The 24,754-nt window shown below is 60.1% G+C and carries 18 protein-coding genes and 1 pseudogene; 12 read left to right on the forward strand and 7 right to left on the reverse strand.

Translation table 11 applies throughout. The annotated features are described in order from the left end of the window. Positions 1 to 552 precede the first annotated feature (552 nt). The 6 genes and pseudogenes from E9536_RS34350 to E9536_RS34375 all read right to left on the reverse strand — a co-directional run bounded on the left by E9536_RS34350 (position 553) and on the right by E9536_RS34375 (position 8,484). Positions 553 to 5,055 (reverse strand): tetratricopeptide repeat protein, encoded by a 4,503-nt coding sequence (locus E9536_RS34350; protein ID WP_124919377.1) that lies wholly within the window; start codon positions 5,053 to 5,055, stop codon positions 553 to 555. A 99-nt stretch (positions 5,056 to 5,154) separates the two neighbouring features. Continuing rightward, positions 5,155 to 5,377, reverse strand: a pseudogene (locus tag E9536_RS34355) (integrase); the annotation flags it as partial. 14 nt (positions 5,378 to 5,391) lie between these two features. Next, positions 5,392 to 6,243 (reverse strand): FRG domain-containing protein, encoded by an 852-nt coding sequence (locus E9536_RS34360; RefSeq protein ID WP_049098169.1) that lies wholly within the window; start codon positions 6,241 to 6,243, stop codon positions 5,392 to 5,394. Positions 6,244 to 6,522: 279 nt separating this feature from the next. Then, on the reverse strand, positions 6,523 to 6,951 hold the full coding sequence (locus E9536_RS34365; RefSeq protein ID WP_080982102.1) for a hypothetical protein: 429 nt from the start codon (positions 6,949 to 6,951) through the stop codon (positions 6,523 to 6,525). 103 nt (positions 6,952 to 7,054) lie between these two features. Next, entirely contained in the window at positions 7,055 to 8,209 is a 1,155-nt protein-coding gene (locus tag E9536_RS34370) for a PDDEXK nuclease domain-containing protein (RefSeq protein ID WP_027791978.1), read from the reverse strand. Further along, positions 8,206 to 8,484, reverse strand: a complete 279-nt coding sequence (locus E9536_RS34375) for an HU family DNA-binding protein (RefSeq protein ID WP_027791979.1) — start codon at positions 8,482 to 8,484, stop codon at positions 8,206 to 8,208. Before E9536_RS34375 ends, E9536_RS34370 begins: the two co-directional genes overlap by 4 nt. Here E9536_RS34375 and E9536_RS41690 point away from each other — a divergent pair. The 4 genes from E9536_RS41690 to E9536_RS34390 all read left to right on the forward strand — a co-directional run bounded on the left by E9536_RS41690 (position 8,477) and on the right by E9536_RS34390 (position 14,176). After that, on the forward strand, positions 8,477 to 8,710 hold the full coding sequence (locus E9536_RS41690; RefSeq protein WP_146774583.1) for a hypothetical protein: 234 nt from the start codon (positions 8,477 to 8,479) through the stop codon (positions 8,708 to 8,710). The two genes, E9536_RS34375 and E9536_RS41690, sit on opposite strands and share 8 nt — an antisense overlap. A 451-nt stretch (positions 8,711 to 9,161) precedes the next feature. After that, positions 9,162 to 11,297, forward strand: coding sequence for a phage integrase family protein (locus tag E9536_RS34380; RefSeq protein WP_136472271.1), 2,136 nt, complete (start codon positions 9,162 to 9,164; stop codon positions 11,295 to 11,297). A 1,191-nt stretch (positions 11,298 to 12,488) separates the two neighbouring features. Beyond that, positions 12,489 to 13,148 (forward strand): AAA family ATPase, encoded by a 660-nt coding sequence (locus E9536_RS34385; protein ID WP_104767658.1) that lies wholly within the window; start codon positions 12,489 to 12,491, stop codon positions 13,146 to 13,148. Beyond that, positions 13,145 to 14,176, forward strand: a complete 1,032-nt coding sequence (locus E9536_RS34390; RefSeq protein WP_060320187.1) for a ParB/RepB/Spo0J family partition protein — start codon at positions 13,145 to 13,147, stop codon at positions 14,174 to 14,176. Before E9536_RS34385 ends, E9536_RS34390 begins: the two co-directional genes overlap by 4 nt. A 122-nt stretch (positions 14,177 to 14,298) precedes the next feature. Here the strand turns inward: E9536_RS34390 and E9536_RS34395 are convergent, their stop codons facing one another. Beyond that, positions 14,299 to 15,174 (reverse strand): replication initiation protein, encoded by an 876-nt coding sequence (locus E9536_RS34395; RefSeq protein WP_136472273.1) that lies wholly within the window; start codon positions 15,172 to 15,174, stop codon positions 14,299 to 14,301. Positions 15,175 to 17,234: 2,060 nt separating this feature from the next. On the opposite strand from E9536_RS34395, the gene E9536_RS34405 reads away from it, so the two are divergent. From E9536_RS34405 to E9536_RS34440, 8 genes are read left to right on the forward strand one after another with little or no spacing between them, the layout of a single operon-like run. Continuing rightward, positions 17,235 to 17,951: a type IV secretion system protein gene (locus E9536_RS34405; RefSeq protein ID WP_136472277.1), complete on the forward strand. Its 717-nt coding sequence runs from the start codon at positions 17,235 to 17,237 to the stop codon at positions 17,949 to 17,951. After that, complete coding sequence (locus tag E9536_RS34410) at positions 17,948 to 18,823, forward strand: TrbG/VirB9 family P-type conjugative transfer protein (RefSeq protein WP_136472279.1); 876 nt, start codon at positions 17,948 to 17,950, stop codon at positions 18,821 to 18,823. Before E9536_RS34405 ends, E9536_RS34410 begins: the two co-directional genes overlap by 4 nt. 7 nt (positions 18,824 to 18,830) lie before the next feature. Beyond that, positions 18,831 to 20,105: a TrbI/VirB10 family protein gene (locus E9536_RS34415; protein ID WP_136472281.1), complete on the forward strand. Its 1,275-nt coding sequence runs from the start codon at positions 18,831 to 18,833 to the stop codon at positions 20,103 to 20,105. Beyond that, complete coding sequence (locus tag E9536_RS34420) at positions 20,102 to 20,908, forward strand: transglycosylase SLT domain-containing protein (RefSeq protein ID WP_136472283.1); 807 nt, start codon at positions 20,102 to 20,104, stop codon at positions 20,906 to 20,908. The genes E9536_RS34415 and E9536_RS34420 overlap by 4 nt, the downstream gene beginning before the upstream one ends. Then, positions 20,905 to 22,170, forward strand: a complete 1,266-nt coding sequence (locus E9536_RS34425; protein ID WP_136472333.1) for a hypothetical protein — start codon at positions 20,905 to 20,907, stop codon at positions 22,168 to 22,170. Before E9536_RS34420 ends, E9536_RS34425 begins: the two co-directional genes overlap by 4 nt. After that, positions 22,167 to 22,592: a lytic transglycosylase domain-containing protein gene (locus E9536_RS34430; protein ID WP_136472285.1), complete on the forward strand. Its 426-nt coding sequence runs from the start codon at positions 22,167 to 22,169 to the stop codon at positions 22,590 to 22,592. The genes E9536_RS34425 and E9536_RS34430 overlap by 4 nt, the downstream gene beginning before the upstream one ends. Positions 22,593 to 22,594: 2 nt before the next feature. Then, on the forward strand, positions 22,595 to 23,143 hold the full coding sequence (locus E9536_RS34435) for a toxin co-regulated pilus biosynthesis Q family protein (protein WP_136472287.1): 549 nt from the start codon (positions 22,595 to 22,597) through the stop codon (positions 23,141 to 23,143). Between the two features lie 5 nt (positions 23,144 to 23,148). Further along, positions 23,149 to 24,753, forward strand: coding sequence for a type II secretory pathway protein (locus E9536_RS34440; RefSeq protein ID WP_136472335.1), 1,605 nt, complete (start codon positions 23,149 to 23,151; stop codon positions 24,751 to 24,753). Position 24,754: the final 1 nt, after the last annotated feature.

Below are 24,754 nucleotides of genomic sequence, written 5' to 3' on the forward strand. Positions count from 1 at the left end.
TTCAGTTATTCCTTATTCTTGATTATCGTGGACGCTCCGCGCGGCCCGTCGACGGCGAGCAAAGCAGTCGTCCTATTGTCGATACGAATTTGAGCCGCAGTTGTTCTGCGGTCAAGTAGATCATTGTGGTCTGCAGCGATGCCCGCTGGCACTTCCGCTAAAACGCCCAAATTCACTATCGTGACCTGAATTTATCCCAGCCACGGTAGAAGCCCATGGCCGAGCGCGACGCCGGCGGCCAGTATCGGCGTACCGACCATGTGCAGGAATTTCCTGTTTCGTTCAAAATCCGTATTGGTCGTCTCTCCAGCGCCGAAGCGCCTAGTAGTGGTGCTCAGGTAATACGATCAGGTCCGCCTCGGCCGCCTCGGCCGCCTCGAGCGCGCGCTCTATCTGCCCACGCAGGATCAGGTTGCCATGTAGGCCATAGAAGTACCTGGCGACGCGATGGCCGATGCGCCATCAAACTGCGTCAGCTTCCGGAGAAACAGACGTGCTCGCAGCGAACGCCGCGAACCGTCAAACAGAGAGTGATCTTCTCCGCGTTCGCGGTTACTCGCTCTCTATATCGATTCCCGACGTTGAATTGTGGTCAAACGTGCCAACGTCCTCCACCGGCATTTCGTCTGAAGCGACATTGCGTAGGACTGCAGCGTCATGCGAGCTTAGCCCGTTCAACAACCAAGGTGGCGCGCTGCAATAGAGAATCTGTCCTTTGAACTCTAATGCCGTCGCCTCGGTTCGCGCTCGTGCACACGCATTTTCAATAACGCCAAATAGCAACTCGAGTGCGGCTTCGCCTTGAGCGCGAATTGCTGGTGCGCTCTGCAATGCGTTCTTGGCAGTCTCCGCCAGATTCTCCGGGCAACGCCTATGTCGCGCCAGTCCTCCGATGACAAATTCGGTCACTTCGATCAGAAAGCCAAATTGCCCGCGCCCCGAGTTGGTCAATTTACTGAGAAAATCCAAGGACACGCGGAGCGCAGAACCGAAGTCAATGTCGTCCTCCGCCAGATGTGTTCGAAGCGAAGTGACTGTGGCGCGGGCCCATTCCGTGCCTTGGTAGAGTGCACTGATCAAGTCGTCGGCCGTCAACGAGATGAAGTTACGACCACTCCAGAACATTTTCATGCATGCCGCCGAGTATTCCCGATCACGCATTCGGCCTGACGCTCTGCACGATGCAAGGAGCGCTTGCGGCCATACGCCCGCGAGTCCGAAACTTGCCCCAATCAACCGCAGTCTCGCGTCCAGACACAGCAAAGTTGCGTCCAGCTCCATGCCCAGCGCTAATGTTGCCGCCTCCTCGGTCGAAATGACGTCGCGAAACCCCTGTGGGGCTCGGTGCCAATCTGCCGGGCCGTATGACGGTCGAACTTCACAGTACGTATCGATCGCGTCAACCACGTCCTGCAACATTGCGGTGCGTCGACCCCAGTCTTGCTCAGTCACTTCGACGATCGCCAGTTCGCCATTGTGTTCGATCGCGGTACCTGAGGCGCGCACGCGCTGTGACTCCTCAAGCTCATCACGTAGAAGCCCATAGGTCTTCGTCGAACAATATAGCTTCGGGAGGCTCGACAATGCGTGTAGGCAGTCGAGCCGCCCCAGTTCGATCAAAGTCGCGGCATCAATGACATAACCCGCATCGCTCCGAGACAACAAACTTTCCGCTTCGGCACGATGTGCCTCCGAGCCACCGCCGACATCCAACTTTGCTTCTTGGTTGGGCCATCCACAGACTGCGTCGACAACGCCGCGCCCCATCATTCGGCACACCCCTCCGATAGTAAAAGGAGCCTTTCGATACCCCTCCATGATTTGTCGACCGACTTCCGAGCTTCGGTGGAGCTGCGCCTTCAACTGGGAAAAATCCAGAGCCCCGTGTTCGTCTTCGGGCAGGTTGATTACCGAAACGTAGGATGACTGGGTAATTGAGCCCTTCAGCATTTCATGGGTGGTGTCGAGCAGGCGACGATACGCCGATCCGATCGTCACTACCTTGAACACCTTCGGCTCATCGAATGTTTGAGCAACGGCGACCTCGCTTCCAACAATTGCGCCAATAAAAGGGGCAACGTCCGTTGATGACGCGGAACGGAATTCGTCGGCATCTGGAAGTCCGTCGAACCCGATAGGATCGACAGCTCGGGTAAAGGGTCGCCCCGCATTGTCGACCACCGTAAAGTAAGTCCCCTCCTCGATCACGGGTCGACTAACTTCGAGGTGCGGCAGCGCTTTGTGTACGGCGAGATGGCCGGCCAAGTGCGCTGCCGCCACATCGACGTCCGCCATATTCAACCGGCGCATGCGATAGAGACGTCGGAGGCCGCGTTCCTCGAATCCATGACTCATTTCACATGTGGCAATTTGTGTCAACTCTCGAGAGGTGCCTTCGAGCAACTCGGGAATTTGATCCAGCACGGACAAAAGCTCCCCATCCGAGTCCCGAGCGGCCGTGGTCAGCCGAAACAACCAACTCATCGCTTGGCCGGGGTAGTGCCTCAGTTGAACCAATGAGAGCTGCTTGAGCAACGCCCAATCGCCGACTTCCTGACCGAGTTCCATGGCCAAGTGCCGCGCACCGTCGTTTTCGATCCAGCTCTCGTGAAGGGAGTCGAGAAGTTGCCGGGCCTTCGCATACGCACCGAGGCGCATGTAGCAAAATAGCAGATCGCTATGAAGCTCACTGTGCACCCCGGACCTTAGCATCGCAGCGTATATCTCGGCACATTCCTCAAATCGTCCAGCTTGGAAATAGGCCATCGCTAACATATAGCGCTCCTGCTCTACGCCCGTTTGGTTCACGAGTGTGGCCGCGCGGGCGAGCAGACTATCTGCCCGCTCCAAGCGGCCGGCGCGACGAAGCATGTCCGATCCGACCGCAATCGCAGCAATAGACGTCGATGTCGATAGGTCCTGGGCTTCTAGCTGTTTCATAACCTCATCGTGACGTCCGTCCTTCGCAAGCGCTTGCCACAGCAATACTCTGATCGATTCGACCGCGCGTTCGCAATCGGTCGGCAAGTTAGCCGCAGCCTCGATTGCTCGCTCAATCGGTTCGAGTTTTCCTACATTTGCACATGTCTGAGCGAATGTGACCAGGGCATCGGCGGGCATCGCGTGGAGTGAGGACAGCCCAACCTCCAAAGCGCGGTCGATATCACCACCGCCGCGATGGGCCTCGATCTCCAAACGGATAAATTCCGACCCGTCTATCGATCTCGCGCGCGCCTCACGCAGCAGATCTAAGGCGTCGTTGGTCCGCTTCAAAAGGACATAGACGTAGCCAAGGTTGACCACCGTCGCTTTCAGTGTCGCTGTTGACTGGACCGTCCACAGCTTTTCGTGCCGCGGCTCGAACGCCGCTGCTACGTCGCCCAGCGCATTCAACTCCGCCGTGTCAAGCATGCGAAAGGCGATGTTGAGCGGACTAGCCGCCACCCACTCAAGCGTATATCCCAGCGCCCTATCCCTGTTGAAGAAGCTTACGTCTTGAAGGTCCAACGCCTTTCGAGCTGCCGCGGCTGCTCCATTGATATCTCCGGCTCGGTAGCGGCTAAAGGCAACCAGTTGAAACGCGTCGGCCTCTTGGCGGTACTCACAAGGAATCGCGTCCTCCGCTAGCGACCCGCCTCGCACCAATTCCGCGTTTTTGGCGATTAACCAGACCGAAAGCGACTGCGGGAATCGCTCGAGCGCCTCGTGGCCAGCCTTTTCCGCCGCCGCGAAATCGTTCGCTAGCAACAAACCGCGCACCCGTGCAGCGGCGAGCTTGTCGTCGTCATCGCACAAGGCAGCTGCCTTTAGAAAATCAGCCGCGGCGTCCTGGTCACGGTCGAGATTGAAGCGGCATGTCCCGCGCATGAGGTACCAACGCGCGCGCTGATGCGCATCGAACGGTTCCAGATCCTCGCCGAGCTTTCCGAGGTCATTCAGCGCATCTCGGTACCGGCCTTCCCGAATTCGAGTATTGAGTTGATCGAGCTGTCGGGAGATGAGCTTGTTTTCGGATGATTCGCGCGAGGCAGGAATCGCACTTTGACCTCCCGTATTGCCCGTCGGTAGCGTCGCCGTTGAGATACCGACTGCCACGCCAACGGGAGAAGTGCCGTGATTCCACGCACCAGCATGCGCGCCGAGAGTGTATTGTTGAGCGCTTGCGTCGCGGATGATCTTGAACGCGCGAGCGAGGTCATCGCCAATCACCTCGGCCAAGGAATCGAGCGCTATCCCGCCTGCGCTCGCATTGAGTGACATACACGATGTCACAAACTTCGACCAGACGTGATTGGGATCGGCAGTGTAGCCACTGGACAGCAAACTCGAGCGAATCAGGTTGACGAGTTGCACGTGCTCGGGAGTGCCGTCTTCCTTTAAGTCATGCGCGAGGAAGCTCACATGTTGAAGGAACGTGTAGAGTTCCTCGTCGTCAATCGGTCTTCGCGCAAAACTCGCGACAACGGTTTTGAATGCAGAGACGGCGTTTCGCTTCAGTGCATTGCTAACCCCGACCGCATCGATTTTTTCGAGCCACTCTCGACTCGACAGCGACAGGCTTGCCGCCTTCGCAACTGCGGTCGCACCGCTCATGTGATGACGCCCGTCGGCATCATGAACGATAACGATGCGATCCTTGCCTCTTGAGAACAGCTCCGGTTGCTGATAGTCAAGCCAAGCCCCCCCGACTGCATCTTGGAAAGCTTTGGTCGACCGTCTTGCGGTCAGTCCTGATTTCATTTGGAAGAACACGCGATGCCGGTGACCCGCCGAGTTCTCGACTGTGCAAACCAGATCGTCCGTTTGCGGTCCATGCGCGCGTGCCTGGAAGCGCAGTTCTGCGATGACCCACCCTTCAGCAATTCCCGGGGAAGGCGCACCTAAACACATGTGGATCAGCTTGACAGCCTGGGCACGATTTTCGAATGTGACTCCCTGCCCTCCAGTCGACGCTGAACTCGCGGCCGATTTGGCCATTCCTTCGGTAGAGGACTTGCGTTGTGAAGACTTTCCCGGTCGACGTGTCTGTTTTTTCGTATTCGTATTCGTTTTCATGTTTTGATCTCTGCCCGCATTGCTTTGCCGCTACTCGCCGCGTCGCGCTGCCAGTCACGCGTGATACTTCGCCGCCTCCTGGCACATCCGTTGCTGTTCGACGAGCACCGGCGAGCCCTCGCGCAGCGCGATCGACACCAGGTCGTCACGCATGGTGCGCAACAGGCGCTCGACCTCGAGCGGTTCGTGCTCGTCCAGGTCGAAGTAGAGCCGCGCGATCGCGGCGATCGGCAGACTTTTCACGCGCGCGCAGCACGGTGAACTCGGTACGCGTGTAGGTGCGCGGCACTGGTAGGTCGAGCTGCTGGGGGCGATTGGCCACGGGATCGTGACTCCTCAGAAATTGCTAGCGCCGGGCGATGGTTGATCGGCGGGATACAGGATGTCATCCGTGATGCGGCCGGCGACCCCGTCGAGGTCCGGGAACAACACGCCGCGATTGATGCCGGCCCGCTGAAGCTGCCCGCGGATAGTGCCAAATGCCTCGCCTGGAATGCGGATGTATCGCAGTCGGTCACGAAACCCGGGGTTGGTGTCGAGCGCGAAGTATCTCGTGTCGAGGCCACTTTGCTTCCCGCGATGCACCGTGAACCAGCCGTCCTGGGCAGCGATACGGCGAGAGACATGGCGCGGCTTCAGCAACCGCGTTCGGCCGAGTCGGAGCGGATCTTTGCTCTCCTCGGGCGAGATCAGGTCGTCGTGCACGACGGGCAACATCCACACGGCGCCCGGCCACACGCCACGGCCCTCCTCGCTTTCACACGAACGGTACTCGCACGGTTGCTCGACGGCCGGTTTTTTTACTGCGAACCAGAGGGCCGACAACGCACTCCCCGACCAATCCAGCAAGCGGGTGGGCATCGCGTGGTGTTGCGCGATCGCAAGCCAGTCGGCGTTCGTCAAGTCCACGGTCGATTCGACGTGAGGCAGGGCACGCTGCTTGAACTCGTCGAGCATGCGTTGCTCGGTGTTGGGCCGCAACCGCAGTTGGTATGGTGCGCGTCCAATTGCGGGCACAAGCCGCCACGACTCCACCTCCTGGCCGCGAAACAGTGGGAAATCGAGGCTGATCACGTCGACGCTGGCAAGCCACTTGTCGACGTGTTGTAGAAAGCTCACGAGGTCAGTCGCTTCCCCGACACATTGGGCATCGCGGAGATTCGGATCGAGACTGGATGAGGTGCTCATCGGTGAGTCCTTTGTTCGTGGGTCAGGGTACCGTCATCCTAATGCCCTTTTATTCCACTAGATCCCGCCACGGAATAGAACCACTTAGACAAAGAGTATCGCGGTGCCCTTTGACGACACAACTACACACGCCCTGACTCACTTGCTAGAGTTTCTACGTAGAAACTGTCGACTACGAGGTCCACACACGGATCACGCATTGGCTGCGCCAACTCACAGATTTACCCGTGCATATCAACCGCCGGCGTATTCGCCACGACAGGCAGAAAACGTTCAGCATCAGTCCGATTCGATCGGCAAGTTAAAGGAAGGCGTGCCAACATGCTGCACCTGCTCCAGTGCTTCAAGATAGCGATGGACCGGCACCGCAGCAAGTTGCTTATCATGAACACGAAGCAACGCTTCGAGTGCAGTCCGTTCCGCGTCTGTAAAAGTCCACTTGCCACCCCGCTCTGCCCGCGCAATGCATTGGTTGAGTGCGAAATCCGCGGAGCGATACAGTTCCGCTTCGCCGTCGGAACGCAAATAGAGCGCGAGCGCGAGTATATTGGACAGCGTGGCGATCGACTCGATATCACCACTGCCGCCGCAAAGCAGCGCAAGTGCGAGGTGGTGCTTGAGAGAAAGACGACGGACTTGGTCAACCGGAAGAGGTAGTAGTTGCGCCTTCGTCAGTGGCCGTCGGCGCACGGTAGAGTGTTTTCGCATAGCTTGATTGCCGTGCCAGCAACATCAAATTTTATCGGGCGACCGCTTCATCGTATTCGCCGATCCGCGCGTGTTTAAGCACTTCGGAACCTCGGACGGGAAGTCACGCCTTGCGGCCCCGGCGCTCTAGTTCGATCCTGGTACGTTCCAATTCTCGCGCGAATGTGGCCTCATCCGGGAGGACCGTCTGATACTCCGCTGCGAGTATCTTGTTCGGTAAGTTGTCGAGTGCATAATGCGCCTCGGCCGCGCCTTTTTCAGCACACAGAATCAAGCCAACCGGGGGGTTTTCGCCGGGCTTCATCCAATGTTCACGCGCGTAGTTGAGGTAGAGATGCATCTGCCCCGCGTCCGCATAGCTGAAGCGCCCGACCTTCAAATCGATAATGAGCAGGCATCGCAAGCGCCGGTGAAAAAACACGAGATCGACTCGAAACCAGGTGTCATCGATCCGTAGACGCCGTTGCCGACCTATGAACGCAAAGTCATCGCCGAGCTCGAGGAGGAAATCCGCCAAGTGCTGGATCAAGGCCGCTTCGAGATCCGACTCCGAATATTCGTCCTTCATGTCAAGAAATTCGAGGACGAACGGATCGCGGATCGCTTCCTCAGGCGATAGAAGATCGCCGGGTTGCGCTACAGCCACCTTTCCGAGCAAGGACGCCTTGTTGCGTGACAGCACCAGCCGCTCATAGAGCTGACTGCTGATCTGACGGTCAAGCTGTCGCACAGACCAGCCCTCACGCAACGCTTCAGCCTCGTAAAAGTCGCGAGCAGCTTGCGTTTTCACCGCGAGGAGGCGAACGTAGGCGGACCAGGGCAACGGAAAAGCCTGAGCGATAGAATTTAGCTCAAACGCCACGCCCGGCGGCGCCTTCACCGCCGCCTTGGTTGATTTTGCAGACGCTGTCGGGACAATCCGGGCGGGCGTGGATTGTGCAGACAGTGTCTGCACAATCCGATCCGCAGGCCACGTCAAGTAAAAGGCGCGCATCTGTGCGAGATTGCGCCATCCGAAGCCGCGACCGAATCGCTCTGACAGATCGGCGCCCAAACGGCGGATCACCGCCTCGCCATAAGCGGCCCGTTCCTCCCCGCCCTGCTCGAACTCAACGATTCGTCGCCCGATCTCCCAATATGTCGCCGTCATCAGGGCGTTCACCGTGCGAGCCGTCGCTTCGCGCGCCGACGCGACTATATCGGCAATTTCACGGTGTAGTCCCGCATAAGCGGCCTGCCCGACATCACGCTGCGTCACAGTGCGTTCACCACGTCCTTGAACGCCTTGCCAGCGGTGAACTTCACAGTATTCGCGGCCGGGATGGCAATCTCCGCGCCCGTCGTCGGATTACGTCCCGTGCGGGCGGCTCGCTGCCCCTGCGAAAACGCGCCGAAACCGATCAGCTGTACCGATTCGCCGCGACTCACCACGTCCGTGATCGCGTCCAGGACCGCCTGGACGGTTTTGCTCGCGTCGGTTTTGCTGACGCCCGCGCCCGCTGCGACCGCGTCAATGAGTTCCTGCTTGTTCATGAACAGCCTCGGCAACAAAGTCAAAGCTGCACCCTACCTCATCCCGCTGCACACACGCAAATCGCTGGCGATCAGTGCAGCAATACCCTCCAACTCACTGGCATCCGTCCCCACCACTGCCTGCGGCGGGCAGCCCACCAATAAACTCCGGCTTACACCTGTCGCAGCCACGCTCGCCAAGAGCAATCGCGAACGTTTTTCGCCCGGCCAGCGCTCACACAACTAGCGGGCCGGTGCGGGTGTCATCACTCGCGCAGACTACATGGTCCGGCTTCCGGTGTCACACAACCTGACTGTTTCTCCAGCCGAATCTGCCCGGCCGACCTGCGCGGACCACGGCATCGGTTCGTGCCGCGTCTCCTGCCTCCCGTCTGCCCGCCACCGGCAGCCGGGCCTAGACTCAACTTCAGTTGTGTGAGCGATGGATTCAGCGACATGAATGCAGGGGTCCCGAAATAAAGGGTAACATAGCCCTTACTATGTTATCCTTCATTTTATTGGCCAATTCGCCCCTTTTCCGAGCGCAATTGCACCACCCCCTTGTCTGGCAAGGCCGCGCGGCCGGTCGCGCCAAGATCGGATGGCGCCGCCGCCGCGCCCGCGCCTCGCCGATACCCGCGAACGGTGCGCACACACTGTATCGAATAACACGGTTTCTGTAGCTTTTGGATACGCTCATGCCGATCGCCGACGATCCTGACGTACTCGATGTCGAGGTTTGCAAGCTGCCGCCCGCGCAGCCCAGCGCAACCAGCCCGGCCACCCGCCGCAGAGGGCGCGCGCTTCAGGCTCGCCGCGACGCGGCCGCCACACGCCGGATCGGCCCGCAGCACCTCGCCTTCTTTCGCGGCTATCTGGAAGGACTTGATCTGGCCGAGCTGGCCGACCAGTATCTCGAGTTCGGTCACGATGCCCGCCAGGCTGCGGCGACCTGCGTCTGGCTGGTCACGGCGTTCGTTGCCGCGGCCCGCAAACGCGGCGACTTCGCGACCGCGCGCTTGCTCGCGATCCGGCCGGCGACGCTCACCGCGACGCCCGCGGCCGACGGGCCGACGCCTGCCGCGCCGTCGCTGGAGGATTTCGCCGCCGAGCACGATCCCGACGGCTTCTATACCGAGAAAGAGTTGCTCGACCTGTTCGCCGCCCGGCATGCCGGCGCGGACACCGATGCCGGCGCGACCCTGCGTCGCCAGCAGCGCAATGCTCGCCTGCGCGCGCGGCAGATGGCGGCGCTCGAGGCACTCGCGCGTCTGGTGGTCGAGGATCCGCGCCCCGAGCACCACGTGCTCGGCTGGTTCGATACCGCCGTCGCGTTCCGTCTGGCCGACATCGGCCTCACCACGATTGGCAAGCTGGTCGAGACGATCAACGCGCTCGGCTACCGTTGGTACCGTCGCGTGCCGCGCCTGGGCGAAGTCGGCGCGCGCCGCATCACCGCGTGGCTCGCCCACTACGGCGACGTCGCCGGCCTGCAGCTGGCCGCCGGCGTGCAAACCCACCCTTCCGGATCCACGCTACCGGCGCCACGACTCGCCGCGGCCGGTCCCGTCACCGCGATCGTGCCTCTCGAGCGCTTCTTGCTGCCCGCCGAGCTGGACGGCTCGCACCGCATCCACCGCAATCTGGTCAAGAACAACAGCCGCGCGAACAACGACCGCGAGGCCATCGAATTCTGGCTCGCCGACTACGAGAACCCGCATACGCGCCAGCGCTATCGCACCGAAGCCGAGCGGCTGCTGCTCTGGTCGATCTTCGTGAAGCGCAAGGCGCTGTCGAGTCTCGACACCGACGATGCGCACGACTACATCAACGGCTTCCTGCCCGATCCCCAACCAGCTAGCGAATGGGTCATGACCGGCACCGCGCATCGCGGCGATCTGGGCTGGCGGCCGTTCCGTGGACCGCTATCGGTCAAGAGCCGGCAGGACGCGCTGTCTGCGCTGAAGAAATTCTTCGGTGAACTGGTCGACGCGCAGTACCTAGATCACAACGCCTTCGCGAAGGTGCGCGTGTTCACCGGATCGACGCACGACGCCGCCGGCAACGAGCGGCGCGTGGCCGCGAAGTCTCGCCTGCAGATCGAACGCGGCTTGACCTCCGATGCCTGGCGTTTCGCGATGCGCGTCCTGGATGCGATGCCGGACACGGCCGCTGCGACGCGCATGCGCTTCGTGCTGAGCTTTGCGTACAGCACCGGCCTACGACGCGCCGAGTTATGCGGCGCCTTCACGGACGATGTGGAGGAGCGCTACGCCGGACCGGAATTGGGGACGATCCGACTGCTGCGCGTGGTCGGCAAGCGCGCGAAGGAGCGCTTCGTGCCGCTGGTCCCGGCAGTGCTCGACTTAATGGGCGACTATCTGGAAACGCGCGGCCTGCCGCGCGATCCCCTCGCCTGCCCTGCCGCCACGCCGTTGATTCCGGCGCTGCTGTCGAATGCCGAGATCGGCCGGATACGACGTGCAGCGAAGGCCAGCAACACCGATCCGGCGCCCGCGCTCGCCGTGCGGGCGCGGCAAACCGGGCCGATCCATCCGATTCAACTGTATAAGGCGGTTAGGCAGTTTTTCGCGATGGCGACTGCCGCAGCACTGCGCGAGGACTCGCCCCATGCGCGGACCTTCAGCGCGGCCAGTCCGCACTGGCTGCGTCACACGTTCGTGTCGCACGCGCTCGCGAATGGCATGAGCCTTGAGAGCGCACGGAATTTTGCCGGTCACGATTCGCTCGACACCACATCGATCTACGCGACTGCGGAGCTTGGCCGCCAATACCGAGAGGCCGAGACCTTCCTTAGATTAGCTACAGCTTAGCGCGGCTCGGGTCATCAAAATCGATTGATGGCGAATCGCCCTAGAATCGGAAGTATCTGCGACGCCAATATTGCTGTTTTGACCGCCAGTCGGAACGCGTCCGACGAAACATCATCAACGGTGGCGATGACGACTCACCTTCGACTTCTCCAAGATTAAGTCGGAGTTAACTCCGTGGGAGTTATCGAACTACCAGATGATCTACGACTTCCGTCCTTACAGGCCAATGATCCCGCAGATAATCCTGGACACTGCGACGCCGTGTACGCTGCGGCCATCCGCGGGCGCGCAGCGTAAAATCAGTATATAAGGAAAAAATCGAGGCTTTGGATCCCACAATCCGGATACGACGAGATATCAGTCGGCGTTCCATCCTCTCCGCCGGTGAAACGGTTCTTGATTGCTCCCGTCGTGCAAGCTGGTCGCAGTTTCAACGTAGAAACTGGATCTGCCAGCATTCGCTATCACGCTCAGCATACGAGCTTTGTCGGTTGACCAATGTCTGTAACTGCTTGGCACGTTCAGTTTCCATATAGAAACTGAACACCCCCCGCGAGCATCAGATTAGACGTCTCCGAGGGGCATCACCGACAGCATCGACCGCAGTTTCTACGTAGAAACTAGATCTGCGAACATCCGGCGTCACGCTCAGTACGCGCGCATTGAAGATTGATCCCGACGTCTGCAATTACTTGGACGACGCAATTTCAATATCGAAACTGAACGTCTTCTGAGCATCCAAAAAGAACGCTCCGATGGGCCGCTCCGAGGGTACTGACCGCAAAGAGTTGCCTTCGAGCCCGCCGTACGCGACCGCAGTTTCTACGTAGAAACTGCCCGCGGCGGCGCTAGGACGTAAGGTCAAAAACAGCGCACGATTCAAAGAGGTCGCACAAGAGAATGGCAATTGGCCCGTTTGCGTTCGATTCGCGACCCGTCCGCCGCACTGTTAAGCCGCCAAAGGTGCTGCTGGCGATACCCCAAGTTTCTACGTAGAAACCACTCTTGGGAAGTACGCCACTCTGCAAGTTTCGGTTGATCTGTCGCACCGGAGCCCAGAATTTCTCATAATCGTGTCGTTTTTCTTGATGTTTTTCGGGTGGCATCCTAATATCCCTGGCAGCCCGCTTGGCGAGCAGTTTCTACGTAGAAACTGCTCCTGTCCGAGCACCGAGTGCATAAGGAGAACGCATGGCCGCGAAAATTATTGCCGTCTTCAACCAGAAAGGAGGGTCGGGGAAAACAACGACCTCGACCAATATCGCGGGTGCCTTCGGCCTGCGAGGCTACCGAACCATGCTCGTCGACTTGGACGAGCAGGGCACCGCGACACTCTCAGTCGGCGCGGCCCCGGACGATCGACCGTACCCGGCAGCTATTTCGAACCTGGCGCTAAGTCCCAGGCCGGATCGGGAGATTGCAAAGTACGTGAATGATTATGATTTTATTGTCATCGACTGTCCGCCCGCCATTAAATCGGCTGCGCCCTCTGTTGCCCTTCTTATTTCCGATCTGGGACTGATTCCCATCGCAGCGTCGGGCGGCAACCTCTGGGCGGTTCAAGAGGCAAAAAAATTAGGTATGGAGGCGCAGATCCGCAACCCGGATCTCAAGCTTCGTTCATTCGCAAACATGAACCAGAACGTCACGATCGTGAAGCAGATCTTTGAAGCTGCAGCTGGTGACGATGAGCTTCCCATGCTGAAATCGAAGCTGGGCTTCCGCACCGCGTACAAAGAAGCAGAGGTATCTGGCGCTACTGTCCTTCAACTCCGCTCGGCCAAGGCCGCCCACAAAGAGCTGAATGATCTTGTCGACGAAATTCTTGAAGTTCTGGAGGTGCGTGCATGAGCAAGAAAGACTTCTCTGCGGCGCTTAATGCCGGTGTAAAGCGCGACCAGACAATGCGAGAGACGGCGACACCTTCGAGGTTCGACCGCGTTGATGAAGCATTGAGCGGCCGAAGCAGCCTATTGGATCAGCCCAACGAGAATGTCGCTGCCCCGACAAGATCGGCTGCAGAAGCGTATTTGGCAAGTCTGGAGCAAGCAGGGAAGGTGCAGGCGCGGTATATAACAATGCCAATAAGCCATATCGACGATAACCCGCTCAACAGTCGCACTATCTACAAAGAAGAGCTCATCGCCGCGCGCGCAGCCTCAATGGCCCGAGATGGCCAACTCGTCCCCGTGCTTGCCGGACGCCACCCCGACTTTCCGGATCGCGCAATCTTGATCGACGGCCAGTTCCGAAAGCTTGGTGCGCTCCGGAATCGCTCCGAGACGTTGGATGTGAAGCTTCTCGAAGGCCTGGACCCGATAGATTTCTACCGCCTTGCTCGAGCAGCAAACAACGAGCGCGAGCAGGAAACAATTTTGGACGTCGCACTCGGGTACAAGAAGCTCCTCGATCAGGGTCATGCAAAATCGAATGACGAGCTGGCGGTCTTGGTGGAGGAGGGCAAATCCAAGGTCAGCAAAATTCTCGCGCTTCTGGATCTGCCGCAGTCAGTCCTGGACGTGATCGGTTCGCATCCCAAACAATTCGGCCTATCAACTAGCTACGAGCTCACCCTGTTCCTCAAGGCATCGGACGAGAAGCGCACCTTGGCATTTGCCGAGCGCATTCGTGACGAGGAATTGCCGTTTCAGAAGGTGAAGGCTATACGCGAAAGTCTCGAGAATGGCCGGGCCCCACGGAAGTCCCTTTCGCGACAGTACAAGGTGTCAACTGTTGAAGGGGCCGAGATCGGTGCGATCAAGGAATGGGGCGACGGGAAGGTCCGTCTGGACCTCGCTCTGGGTTCGGCCGAAAAAGCCGAGGCATACGTTGCGGCCTTCAAAAAGCTCCTTGCCGAAGACGGCCACCAACTGAAGTAGGGATGTGCGATACCCAGGTGTGTCCGCCGGGTAGGCAACACAGCTAGAGTGGCATTCATCCCGTGCCGTATTACAAGCAATGTAGCGCGACGGAACTACTGCGAGACCGTCGCGCTTCAGCTTCAGGCAGTTGCCGCTGCACTTGGTTCTTCAAAGGGCAACTCGCCATCCAGCGCTAGGCGGCTTTGCGGATTCTGGATGAACTTAAAATCGAGCGAATTCACAGCGCGCCCGAGCTTCACCGGTGTCCAGGAAATTACAAGGTCCGCCTTTGCGTTCAGTTCGTTCACTGCGGTTTCAATCACGCGGCGCTTGATGTCGGCAAAGCGGTACGTCGCCGGGATTTCAAGCACGTGCCGGAAATCTTCCAAAGTGATCAGGAGCCTGCCCCGATCCCGCTCTCGCATCAACAGTTCGAGGAGTCGCCATGAGTAAAGTGACTGTAACCCTCGGGCAAACTCAAGTTGATACGAGACGAAACGCCGCTGCAACATGAAGATATGGGGGGTTAAATCCGGCGAGAAGGAAACTTCTGCCCATCCTTCTCGTTCGTGGTAAACCGCCTTCCACACCCAATTCAGTACCACCTTCCTTGGGCCATCCATATACGTCAGTTGACGCTTTTGAAGACTCGCACAGCCTTCCTTCAGTCCCTCATACGCAGCGGTTGCTTGCTTTTCGCCCGACCGCGGAGCAAGTGCTGCAAGGGCGGCAAACTCGTCGGCTCGAACACGAACACTCACATAGCCGTTACCCTTACCATGCAAGTACGGTGACTTCTTGCTGTCTATGCATCGCAGCGCCGCCATCATGACTCGCTTCTCGTTAAGGGTCAGACCTTGCTGAGCATTGACCAGTGCTCGGCTCATGGCAACAGTCCCCCGCACTCGGCCATCACCGTCCAGAGGAGGTTCGTCCAAGGGCGCGATCTGGAAAGGTTCAAGCTCAACGATCTCGACCTGGGCAGGCTCGGACTGGTTTTTTGCCTTTTTGTTCACAAAGGTGACCTTCAGCGGAGAGTGTCACAATTATAAGGTGACATGCGCAGGGTGCAAGTCACCGTTGTGGATAACGGTCGAAATTTGTCACTGCCAGCCCGCTTTGCGTCTACTTAGGGTCGGATTGCGTCACCGTCAGCCCGGGAAACGTCACAGTTTCTCGACTGTGACGTCCCGCAAAGCCATAACTGACAAGCCTGTGCGGGACGGGGCACAGCGTTTACAAAAGGTTTTACAAACGGTTCTACAAACTGTCTTACAAAGAGCCCCGTTTGAAAGTTGTTCCTATACAACAAAATCCCCCCACACCGACTTGCAGCGCATGCCGCACCGCTGAAAAGTGACATTTTCCGACCTCAAAGCCTTTGCAGCGCCTTCAATCCACAGCCGGTTCGCCACAGAGAAGGGTTTGCCAGCGCAAAAGGTGACGCTTTCCGACCCGACCAGCCAAAACGTACTAAGTACTCACTCACCTTTTGCCTAGGTGGTCCCTTTCCCAACGACGGGTCAGACTGCCAGGTCGGAAAACGTCACCTTTGCGGCAGATTATGAGGGGCAGTCTGATGACCCCGGACGGTTCATCGTCGAAGAAGCCATCACGGCAGGTCGGAAAAAGTCATAGAGAGCACGGGACCTTGGGTCGGAAAACGTCACTCTTCGCGCGAACGCTAGCGGAGGAAATAGGATTAGAGCTTCGACCGTAGGTCGAAATATGTCACTTCTCAAAACAACTAGCGGGTCGGAATTTGTCACCATCAGTTTCGACCTCAGGTCGGATCGTGTCACCTTTTCGAACAACGTGCCGGGTCGGGAAACGTCACTTTTGAGGTTTGGACTCAGAAGGTCGGAAAATGTCACTGTTCGCGGTAAGTCAGCGGGTCGGAATTCGTCACCTTTAGGTGACTGTAGCAGTGGGCCGGAATATGTCACCTCTCGATAGACCTCGGGTCGGAAAACGTCACCATTGCATTGCGATGACTTATTTCGACCTGGCAGTCTGCCGAAAGGACTAGCCCGGATAATGTCACCGATCGTGTGGCAACTTCCTCGAGGTCGGAATTTGTCACCCGATCGGCAAGTACCGTCAGCGTCTGCGAGGAAGGACCGACGGAAGGAGAGCGTTCAGCAGATCCTGCAGTAGGGGAAGATGGGGAACCACGAGGTCGATTTGAGGCACATCGATTCTGAGATGCCTGCCGTTTGGCCCAAGAGACAATCGAAGTTCAACACCGTCTCCGGCTTGGACTACGCCCGTAGACAGTATCGATATCACTTTCAATGGAGCAATGTTGGGCGGCACGGATAGAGCCCTTCGCGTGACAAGATCCTTACCGACTTCCCGGATCAGTTTCGTAGCGATTTCTGCTGTCCGGTACGAGACTTGACATGGCCCGCCGAACGAGGCGACCACTTCGGGTGGAAGCAAAGAGGCTTGGATAGACCGTGTGACAATTGCCTTCGACACGTTGAAGTCCACAGCCAGCGTTGCTTGACTCGGCCAGAGCCGCCGATCCAACTGCACCCGATAGAACGTGCCCAGCACAACGGGTGGAGAGCCAGCCCTGCGGAGATCCTCATGTCGCGCGATCGCGGCCAGGCGATCGCGGGGGATGCCTGCTTTGTCAGCAGCCGAACTATTACACGAATTGGAACAGGTCATAGGAGTCAACGATCGTTGATCGTCATTGTTGTTGTTTCTGAGAAATGTCCCTCAACCGGTTGAGGGGCGCATCTGGATTCCTCGAACGAGGACTGGGTCGAGAATCGTGCAAAAACAATGATTTGCGAATGCCTGCCGTTTCGTCACCACCAGAGTGCTGCGTGCAACGCGTGCAACAACGGCGAACTAATTCTATCGGCGTGTTCATAAACGCAAGACCCAAAAGCTCGTGATTTTCATAGGGCTTTTTGCCCTACGCCCCTCAACCAGTTACGCGCTGTGGCTCCGATTGCCAGCGTTTCCTGGTGTGGCGAAAAGGTCCCTGAAATCACGGCTCTTTTCCCACGTGCCGTTGTCGCCCCGGCTGTTCCAATTGATCCGTCCCAATTGGAACTCCGTGATGCAACTCCCCCGACTTTTTCCCCGTAGCAAGAAGCAGGTCGCCCTGTCGCCGGCGCCCGGCCACTACTCGAACGACGATCCCGAAAAGATCATCTTCGATCAGGGGACGCGTCTGCGAATCGAAGCGAATCACTGGAAGACCTTCTGCTTTGTCCTCGCGATCATCGCCGGTGGTGCGGTGTACACGCGGCAACCGCCGCCGTCGGTTGTGAAGGCCTATGGTGTCTCATCGGATGCCGGCGGCAATCCGTTGGTCAAGCAACTGGCCGCATACAACCCCGACGACCAGGCGAAGCGCACGGCGATCAAACAGGACGTCGAGCACTGGTTCACGATCGAGCCGGTTCTCACCGACGATATTCGCACCTCCCGCCTCGCCAAGAACATCAACGCCGTCAAAGCCAAGATGGTCGGCAACGCGAAGAACCAATTCGCGTCGTGGATCAGCGACGACAAGCCGTTCGACCAGATCACGACCAATCCGAAGCTGGTCCGTGAGCCGAAGGTCACCAACGTCTCGCTGCTCGAAGATTCGACCGTCGTCGTCGAATTCACGACCTCGACCCGGCAATCGCCCACCGACAAGCCTGTCGATGTCCGCTTCGCGCTGACGATGCGTTACCAAATCATTCCTCCGACCGCGGAAGACGTCCTTGGCACGAATCCGTACGGCCTCTACTACCCGTTCTTCACTCTGCAAAAAACAGGCGCATGAAACGACCACGTTCCCTCTTGACCTGGGGCACGCTCGCGTTGATCGCGGCGTCGGCCAATGCGTTCGCCGCAAAGACTGCCGCGAGTCCTGTTTCGCCGATTCCCGGTTTCGATGTCGGCAGCATCATCGGCGACGCGATGAGCCCGGTGAATCCGTACAACTCCGGCGCTGATCCCGTCACGATGCCCGGTGACGCGCGCATGGCTGTCTTTCCGTACAGCCGTGATCAAATCTACCGCGTGATGACGGCGCCGCTGAAGCTCACGACGATCGAGCTGGAGCGCGGCGAGAGCCTGATCAGTGAGCCGGCGATGGGCGATTCGGTCCAGTGGGTCATCGATACGGACGGCGCAAACCACGTGTACGTGAAGCCGACGAAGCCCGGTCTCGTCAACACCCTGCATCTGAGCACGAACAAGCGCGAGTACGAGCTGACCCTCGTATCGTCGCCGCTCGGAGGCCTGTTCTATCAGAACGTCCGCTTCAACTACCCGAATTCGCTGATGGCGAAAGTGCGCACGCGCGGGAATGCCGCCGGCGACGATCGCGATGCCGACCATGCTGGTCAATCGGATTCTGGGCCGATCGGAGTGCCGCCCGACAAGCTGAACTTCGAATACACCGTCTCCGGCACGAGCTCGCTCAAACCGGAGACCGTCTTCGACGATGGCACGTTCATTTGGATTCGGATGCCGCCGCGTACCCCGTATGCCGTGCCGACCATCAACGATGGTGGCGATATCGTCAGCCCGAACTTCATCCGCCGTGGGCCGTATATCGTCATCCAGCGACTGGCTGACGAAGTGAAGCTCACGCGACCAGGCGAAGAAGTGACGATCACCCGCGGCCGTCGCGGTCTCTTCGGTTTCTGAGGTCGGTATGTCAAAGCAGATCGATCCGAGCAGCCCGGAAGAGAAAGCCTTGTTCAAGGGTAAGGTGCCGCGCAACATCATGATTGCGATCGGCGCGATTGCTGCTCTTGGCATTGGCTCGTTGGGCTTCTACACGCAGACGGTTGAGGCAAACAAGGCGGAGGCCGACGCGCTGAAGGCCAAGCGTGAACGTGCGGCCGAGGCGGTCGACAAGGGCGACCGCGACAAAGCTGACGTCGACAAGATCATCGAGCAGCAGCAGGCCGAAGCACGTCGACGCGCTGCTGAAGCAGCGGCGGCTGCAAGCGCGGCAGCCGCCGCGAGTGCGAAGAAGCCGACCCTCTCGGCCGACGCTGTCCTGCCAAGTGCTGGCACCAGCGAACTCAAGGCGGAGAACGACCAGGACACCATCTACGTGTCGCCGATCTTCCGTCCGGGCGTCAAGGTCAAGGACGCCCAGCCGCAGCAGCCGCAACTACCGAACGGCATGATCTCGCCGCAACAGATGCTGCTCCAGCAGGCGGCCGCTCAAGACGCTGCCATGAAAGAAGCGACGGCGCAGGCTGCACTCGCATCACGCGGAGGGCAGGCGGCAGGACCGATGACGACGCAACAACGCGACAACGCATTCATGCACGACGTCGCGCAGCTGAGCGAGGGCGACAAGGATTTCGCGCGAACTGGATTTGTCGGCCAGTCGCACGGCTGCACGCTGTCGCCGCCGGCGAAGATTCCGGTTCTCTCGAACGAAGCGCTCAACTCGGATCGCCCTGGCACCGCGTCGCTGATCGTCGAAAGCGATGTGTACGCGAACAACGGTGACGGGCGTTGCCTCGTGATTCCGTGGGGCACCACGATCGTTGCGCCCTATAGCTCGGACATTCAGCCTGGGCAGGAGTCGATTCTCGTCGCCGGCGCGGAGATGCGGCTGCCGAACGGCAAGCACGTCCCGTTGTACGGCGCACAAGGTGCCGACGGCGATGGCACTGCCGGCTTCAGTGGTGACGTGAACAACCACTTCTTCAAGATTTACTCGACGTCGTTCCTGACTGCCATTCTGGTTCGCGCCTTCAGCAATAGCGATCAGAGCACGACGTCTGGCCCGCTTGGCGTCACCACTGTGGGCAGCACAGGCGGTCAGATCGCGGCGCAAACCGCACAGTCGGTGCTCGATCGTTACAAGAACATCCCGCCGACTATCTCGTCGAAGCCGGGCAAACGGCACTTCATGATGAAGATCAATCGCGACATGGTGCTCGAGCCGTACCGGGAGCCGCGATGATCAAGCGCATAGCGTTCGCGGCTGTCGTGGCAATGGCCAGCGCCTACGCACATTCGGCGGTGATCGCGCAGGTGATCAGCCCGGTGAGCATCGTCATCCAGGATGGCGTGACTCGACGCGTCGCGATGCTGCCAGGCAAGCCGGTCTATTACTGCGGCCTCGATGCCTTCGTCGAATGGGCATCGCCATTGATCGGCCAGCCCGTGCACAGCTCTAGCGAAGCGGGCATCGCGGTCACGATCGATGGTCGCGACGTCGCCCTGGACGACCTGTTTATCGACCGCGGTTGGCTCCAACCGCTCGTACTGGATGACGGCGCGCAGGCGGCGCTCGCCGAACGGCGAGGAGGATGGGCCTGCTCCCGCGCGGTCGTGCCGTTCGAACTGCTGCACACCAACGTCGATCCGAAGATCCTCGCCGGCATCGCGCTGAACGAATCGAACTACCGCGGCCGCGCGTGGCCGTGGACCCTGAACGTTGCAGGGCAGGGCTTCTTCTTCAAGTCGCGCGAGGAAGCCTACAAGGCGATCGAGACGCTGCTCGCTGGCGGTCGGCTGGATTTCGACGTTGGCCTCATGCAGGTGAACTGGCGGTATCACGGCAAGCGCTTCGCGTCGGCGTGGGACGCACTCGCGCCCGCCACCAATGTCGCGGTCGCCGAGGCGATTCTGACCGAGAACTTTGCGCGGACCGACTCGGTGGCGAAGGCGGTCGCCTATTACCACAGCGCGAATCCAAACCCGGGTCGCTCGTACCTTGCGCGGTTCGTTCGACACCTTTCCCTGATCGAGGCAGGCCTGTGAAGCACACGACCAAGTTTCTCGCGTGCGCCGCGTCGGCGATCGTGTGCGCGGCCGCATCGGCGGCGAACACCGATCCGTTCGACTTCGACTACGACATCCTCGGAGGGATCTCCGAGCGGCCGGCGTTGATCTTCAACGATGGCTCGAAGACCTATATCCAGCCTCGCGCGGGACAGGTCATTGTCGCGGAAGGCGGGCACACCGAAGGCCCCTATGTCGTCGTCGAGGGCACGCCCGCGTCGATCACGTACAAGGTCGGTGCTCATTCCGCCACGGCCCGATGGAAGAAGGCGAACACGTTCATCGGCGGCACAGGCGCACTGGCGGCGATGAAAGACGATCAACCGGCCGGTTTCGATGGCTTCACCAACCGCTTGGTGCTGATCGGCACGCGGTCCGCGCTCGCGCCGGTTCGCGCGCTTCATGCGTCGATGCCGGTCGGCAACGTGGTCAAGTCGCTCGTTCCGCAGGGGTGGACGGGGTCGGCGCAGAAGGATGTCGACCTGACGACCTCGGAGCTGTTCGCGACGCGCGACGGCGAGAACTGGATGCAGGCGCTCGATCGCTTGATGACACAAACCGGGCTGTACGCGGATGTCGATTTCGGCGAGCGACACGTGCGGCTACATCGCGACGCGCCGAAGTCAGCGGCGCTGAACTATGCGTCGTCCGGCCGCGATGCCGACGAAGCCGGCCTGAATCGCGTCGTCGCGCGGGTCACGGCAGAACCGCTGCCGGTGTCACGGCTGGCTGAACGCTTTGGCGCGCAGGCGATCCGTGATGGCGATGACACGCATATGCAGATCCGCTTCACGGCGAAACCGGCGAAGACCGTCACGTTCAAGACGCTGGACGGGAAGGAGCTACGAACCAGCTGGGATGAGGTCAAGAGCGTAATGACGATCGACCGCGCTGAGCGATTCGTCGTGGCCGACGAGACAAATCGCGTCGAGGTGACGCGCGATGCGAAGACGGTCTACGACTTCGATCAACCGAATCCGGCAAAGCTCGAGGCGGTTTTCGATCGCGAGGGCCGCACGTACTTCAAGTTCGCGGAATCGGTCGTGCGCGTCGGCGTGATCGATGCGCGGAACCTGGGCATCGGGGAGCAGAAGGGGCGCTACTTCATGTTCGAAGGCACGTCCGACCTATTCACCGTGACGGCCGACGGCAACACGATCCACGTCAAGCGCCGCAAGGAAGTCACGTATCGCGAAACGCCTGACGCGACCCTGCAGGCGAGCGGGGGGCCGACGCCATGAAGCACATCGTATCGATCGTCGCCGCCGTGATGGTGATCGCCGCGTTGCCCGCCCGCGCAGATTGCCTTGATGACGCGGCAGCGTTTCACCGCGTCAATCCGCGGCTGCTGCGCGTTATCGCGCAACACGAGTCGGGCATGCGGCCCAATGCCGTGAACCGGAACACGAACGGCAGCGAAGACATCGGGCTCATGCAGATCAACACGTCGTGGCTCCCGACGCTGTCGCGCTACGGCATCCGTCGCGAGCACCTCTTCAACGGCTGCGTGAGCGCGTATGTCGGAGCGTGGATTCTCGCCTCGAACGTGCGCCGTTTCGGGCCGAACTGGAAGGCGGTCGGTGCCTATAACGCGGTGACGCCGTCCAAGCAGCTCGTCTACGCCAGCGCGATCTATCGCCGCTTTATGCAACAGGGTCGGTAACCATGCAGAAGACACATTCGAATCAGGCGCGAGCACGCGCGATCGTAGCGGTAGCGCTGGCCGCCCTGAGCGCCGCGGCGACTGCGGCACCCCAAGCAGCGACGAGCTCCATCGACGCGGATGGCTGGCAGGTACTCGCATCGGGGCCGAAAGCGGCACCGGCCGCGGCCGACAGCATAAAGCGGGAGCAGTCGCTGCAGGCGCCGGCGACCACCAGCGCGCCCGCGCTGTCGACAGACGTCGCGGCTGTCGAGTTGCCGGGCGCGGGTGCAACTGCCGCGAGCGGCACGCTGACCTTCTCTGTGACGCCGGCGGACGTGAATCTGCGCGACGCCCTCGACCGCTGGCTGCAGCAGCAGGGCTGGCAACTGGCGTGGAAGATCGAGGATGACCTGCCGCTCGAATTCAACGCGTCTTTCACTGGCGACTTCACCTCCGTCCTGCAGCAGGTGATGAAGGCGACGAACCACATGCGCACGCCGACGCGCGCGTGCCGCCACTCGAACAACGTCATCCGCGTGATCGCACGCGCGGGCAACTGCCAGGACTGAGAACCATGCGTGTTCACCTTATGAAATCCGCGGTCGCGATCGCAGCCGCCCTGATGGCCGCCGGCTGCGCCGTGACTCAGCAGGACGTCAACGACAGCTACGACGCGGCACACCGGACGATCTCCGACGCGCTTGGCAAGGGACCGGCGCCGATGGCGCTTGTCGAAGACGTGCCGACCGCGTTCCTGGGCGACCGGCTGGTGCCGCTCGCCTACGAGGCGACGCTGCCGGCGGTGTTCCGCGACAAGACTGTCACGCTTCCCGCGAACCTCGGCATCAAGCAGATCGCCACACTGATTTCGACGGCGACCGGCTATCCGGTTCACCTGAGCCCGGACGTGTTCGTTCCGCGCGACTCGCTGGTACCGGGCCAAACGGAGTCGAAAGGGCAGAACAGCGCCGCGCGAACCGAAGAGCCGATCTACCGCCAGGCGTTCTCCGGCAAGACCGGCATGTACATGCGGAACATGACGACCGACCTGGGGCTCGACTGGTCGTTCGACGGCAGCACGATCAACGTGACCCGGTTCGTCACCCGCATGTACCAGATCGCTGCGATCCCGGGCAAGGTGTCGATCAAGTCGACGATGAGCAAGGGCATGGACACGTCGACCGGCAATCAGTCGGGTAGCGGCGGTGGCGGTAGCTCCGGCGGCAACACGGGTTCGTTCTCGGCGCAGACGTCGACGGGTCGCGAAGGCGACTTCGATCAGATCGCTGCGATCACGGCGGAAATTGACAAGCTGAAGTCGCCAATGGGGCGCGTGAGCGTCAACCCGCAGAGCCGACTCGTGATGGTGTACGACACCAAGGACGCGGCCGACAACATTGGCAGGCTGCTTAAGCACGAGAACGCAATCTCCACGCGTCAGGTGGCGATTACGGTTCGGACGCTCCAGATTGCATTGAACAACGGCAGTCAGGCGGGTATGAATGCTGACGTCGTGTTCAACGCGATGCACGCAGGCCTCGCGCGTTACGCGATTAGTTTCACATCCCCGACGTCGCTCGCGACGGGCGGCGGCTCGGTCGGCGTTTCGGTGCTGCGCCCGGACGCGCCGTTCTCCGGCACGAACGCGGTCGTGAACGCGCTGAACCAGTACGGCCGCACGGTGCAGGACAACACGATGACCAAGATGACCCTCAATGGGTTGCCGGTCTCGATCGCATCTTTCAAGAGCGATGACTACCTGCGATCGACCACGCCGTCATCGGGCTCGCTGACTGCCACGTCCGGCGGTGTGCCGGGGCTGACGCCAGGCACGATCACGACGGGCGACTTCGTGAACGTGCTGCCGGCCGTCAACGATCACAACCAGATCGTGCTTGCGTACTGGGCCGACAGCTCAAAGCTCAACGGTCCGTTCACCAGCGTGGGTGCTGGCTCTGGCCAGACTCAGCAACAGATCCAGCTGGCGCATACGGTTGGCACGAAGGACGACCAGACGATCGCACTGTCGGACGGCCAAACGGTGGTGTTGTATGGCGCGATCACGGATCAGGCTGACAGCACGACGAATGCGGGCCTTGCCGGCCTCACAGGGCGCTGGAACAAGTCGAAGACGTTCCAGGTGATCATGCTGAAGGCGACGGTCGTTCCGTCGATGTGAC

Source organism: Burkholderia sp. LS-044 (genome assembly GCF_004803625.1).
GTDB lineage: Bacteria > Pseudomonadota > Gammaproteobacteria > Burkholderiales > Burkholderiaceae > Burkholderia > Burkholderia cepacia.

Bases quoted from the DNA above. Each gene is read 5' to 3' on its own strand.
- E9536_RS34385 (WP_104767658.1), top strand. From the start codon at position 12,489: ATGGCCGCGAAAATTATTGCCGTCTTCAACCAGAAAGGAGGGTCGGGG.
- E9536_RS34415 (WP_136472281.1), top strand. From the start codon at position 18,831: ATGTCAAAGCAGATCGATCCGAGCAGCCCGGAAGAGAAAGCCTTGTTC.
- E9536_RS34435 (WP_136472287.1), top strand. From the start codon at position 22,595: ATGCAGAAGACACATTCGAATCAGGCGCGAGCACGCGCGATCGTAGCG.
- E9536_RS34390 (WP_060320187.1), top strand. From the start codon at position 13,145: ATGAGCAAGAAAGACTTCTCTGCGGCGCTTAATGCCGGTGTAAAGCGC.
- E9536_RS34420 (WP_136472283.1), top strand. From the start codon at position 20,102: ATGATCAAGCGCATAGCGTTCGCGGCTGTCGTGGCAATGGCCAGCGCC.
- E9536_RS34430 (WP_136472285.1), top strand. From the start codon at position 22,167: ATGAAGCACATCGTATCGATCGTCGCCGCCGTGATGGTGATCGCCGCG.
- E9536_RS34410 (WP_136472279.1), top strand. From the start codon at position 17,948: ATGAAACGACCACGTTCCCTCTTGACCTGGGGCACGCTCGCGTTGATC.
- E9536_RS34375 (WP_027791979.1), bottom strand. From the start codon at position 8,484: ATGAACAAGCAGGAACTCATTGACGCGGTCGCAGCGGGCGCGGGCGTC.
- E9536_RS34405 (WP_136472277.1), top strand. From the start codon at position 17,235: ATGCAACTCCCCCGACTTTTTCCCCGTAGCAAGAAGCAGGTCGCCCTG.
- E9536_RS34380 (WP_136472271.1), top strand. From the start codon at position 9,162: ATGCCGATCGCCGACGATCCTGACGTACTCGATGTCGAGGTTTGCAAG.
- E9536_RS34350 (WP_124919377.1), bottom strand. From the start codon at position 5,055: ATGAAAACGAATACGAATACGAAAAAACAGACACGTCGACCGGGAAAG.
- E9536_RS34365 (WP_080982102.1), bottom strand. From the start codon at position 6,951: ATGCGAAAACACTCTACCGTGCGCCGACGGCCACTGACGAAGGCGCAA.
- E9536_RS34360 (WP_049098169.1), bottom strand. From the start codon at position 6,243: ATGAGCACCTCATCCAGTCTCGATCCGAATCTCCGCGATGCCCAATGT.
- E9536_RS34440 (WP_136472335.1), top strand. From the start codon at position 23,149: ATGCGTGTTCACCTTATGAAATCCGCGGTCGCGATCGCAGCCGCCCTG.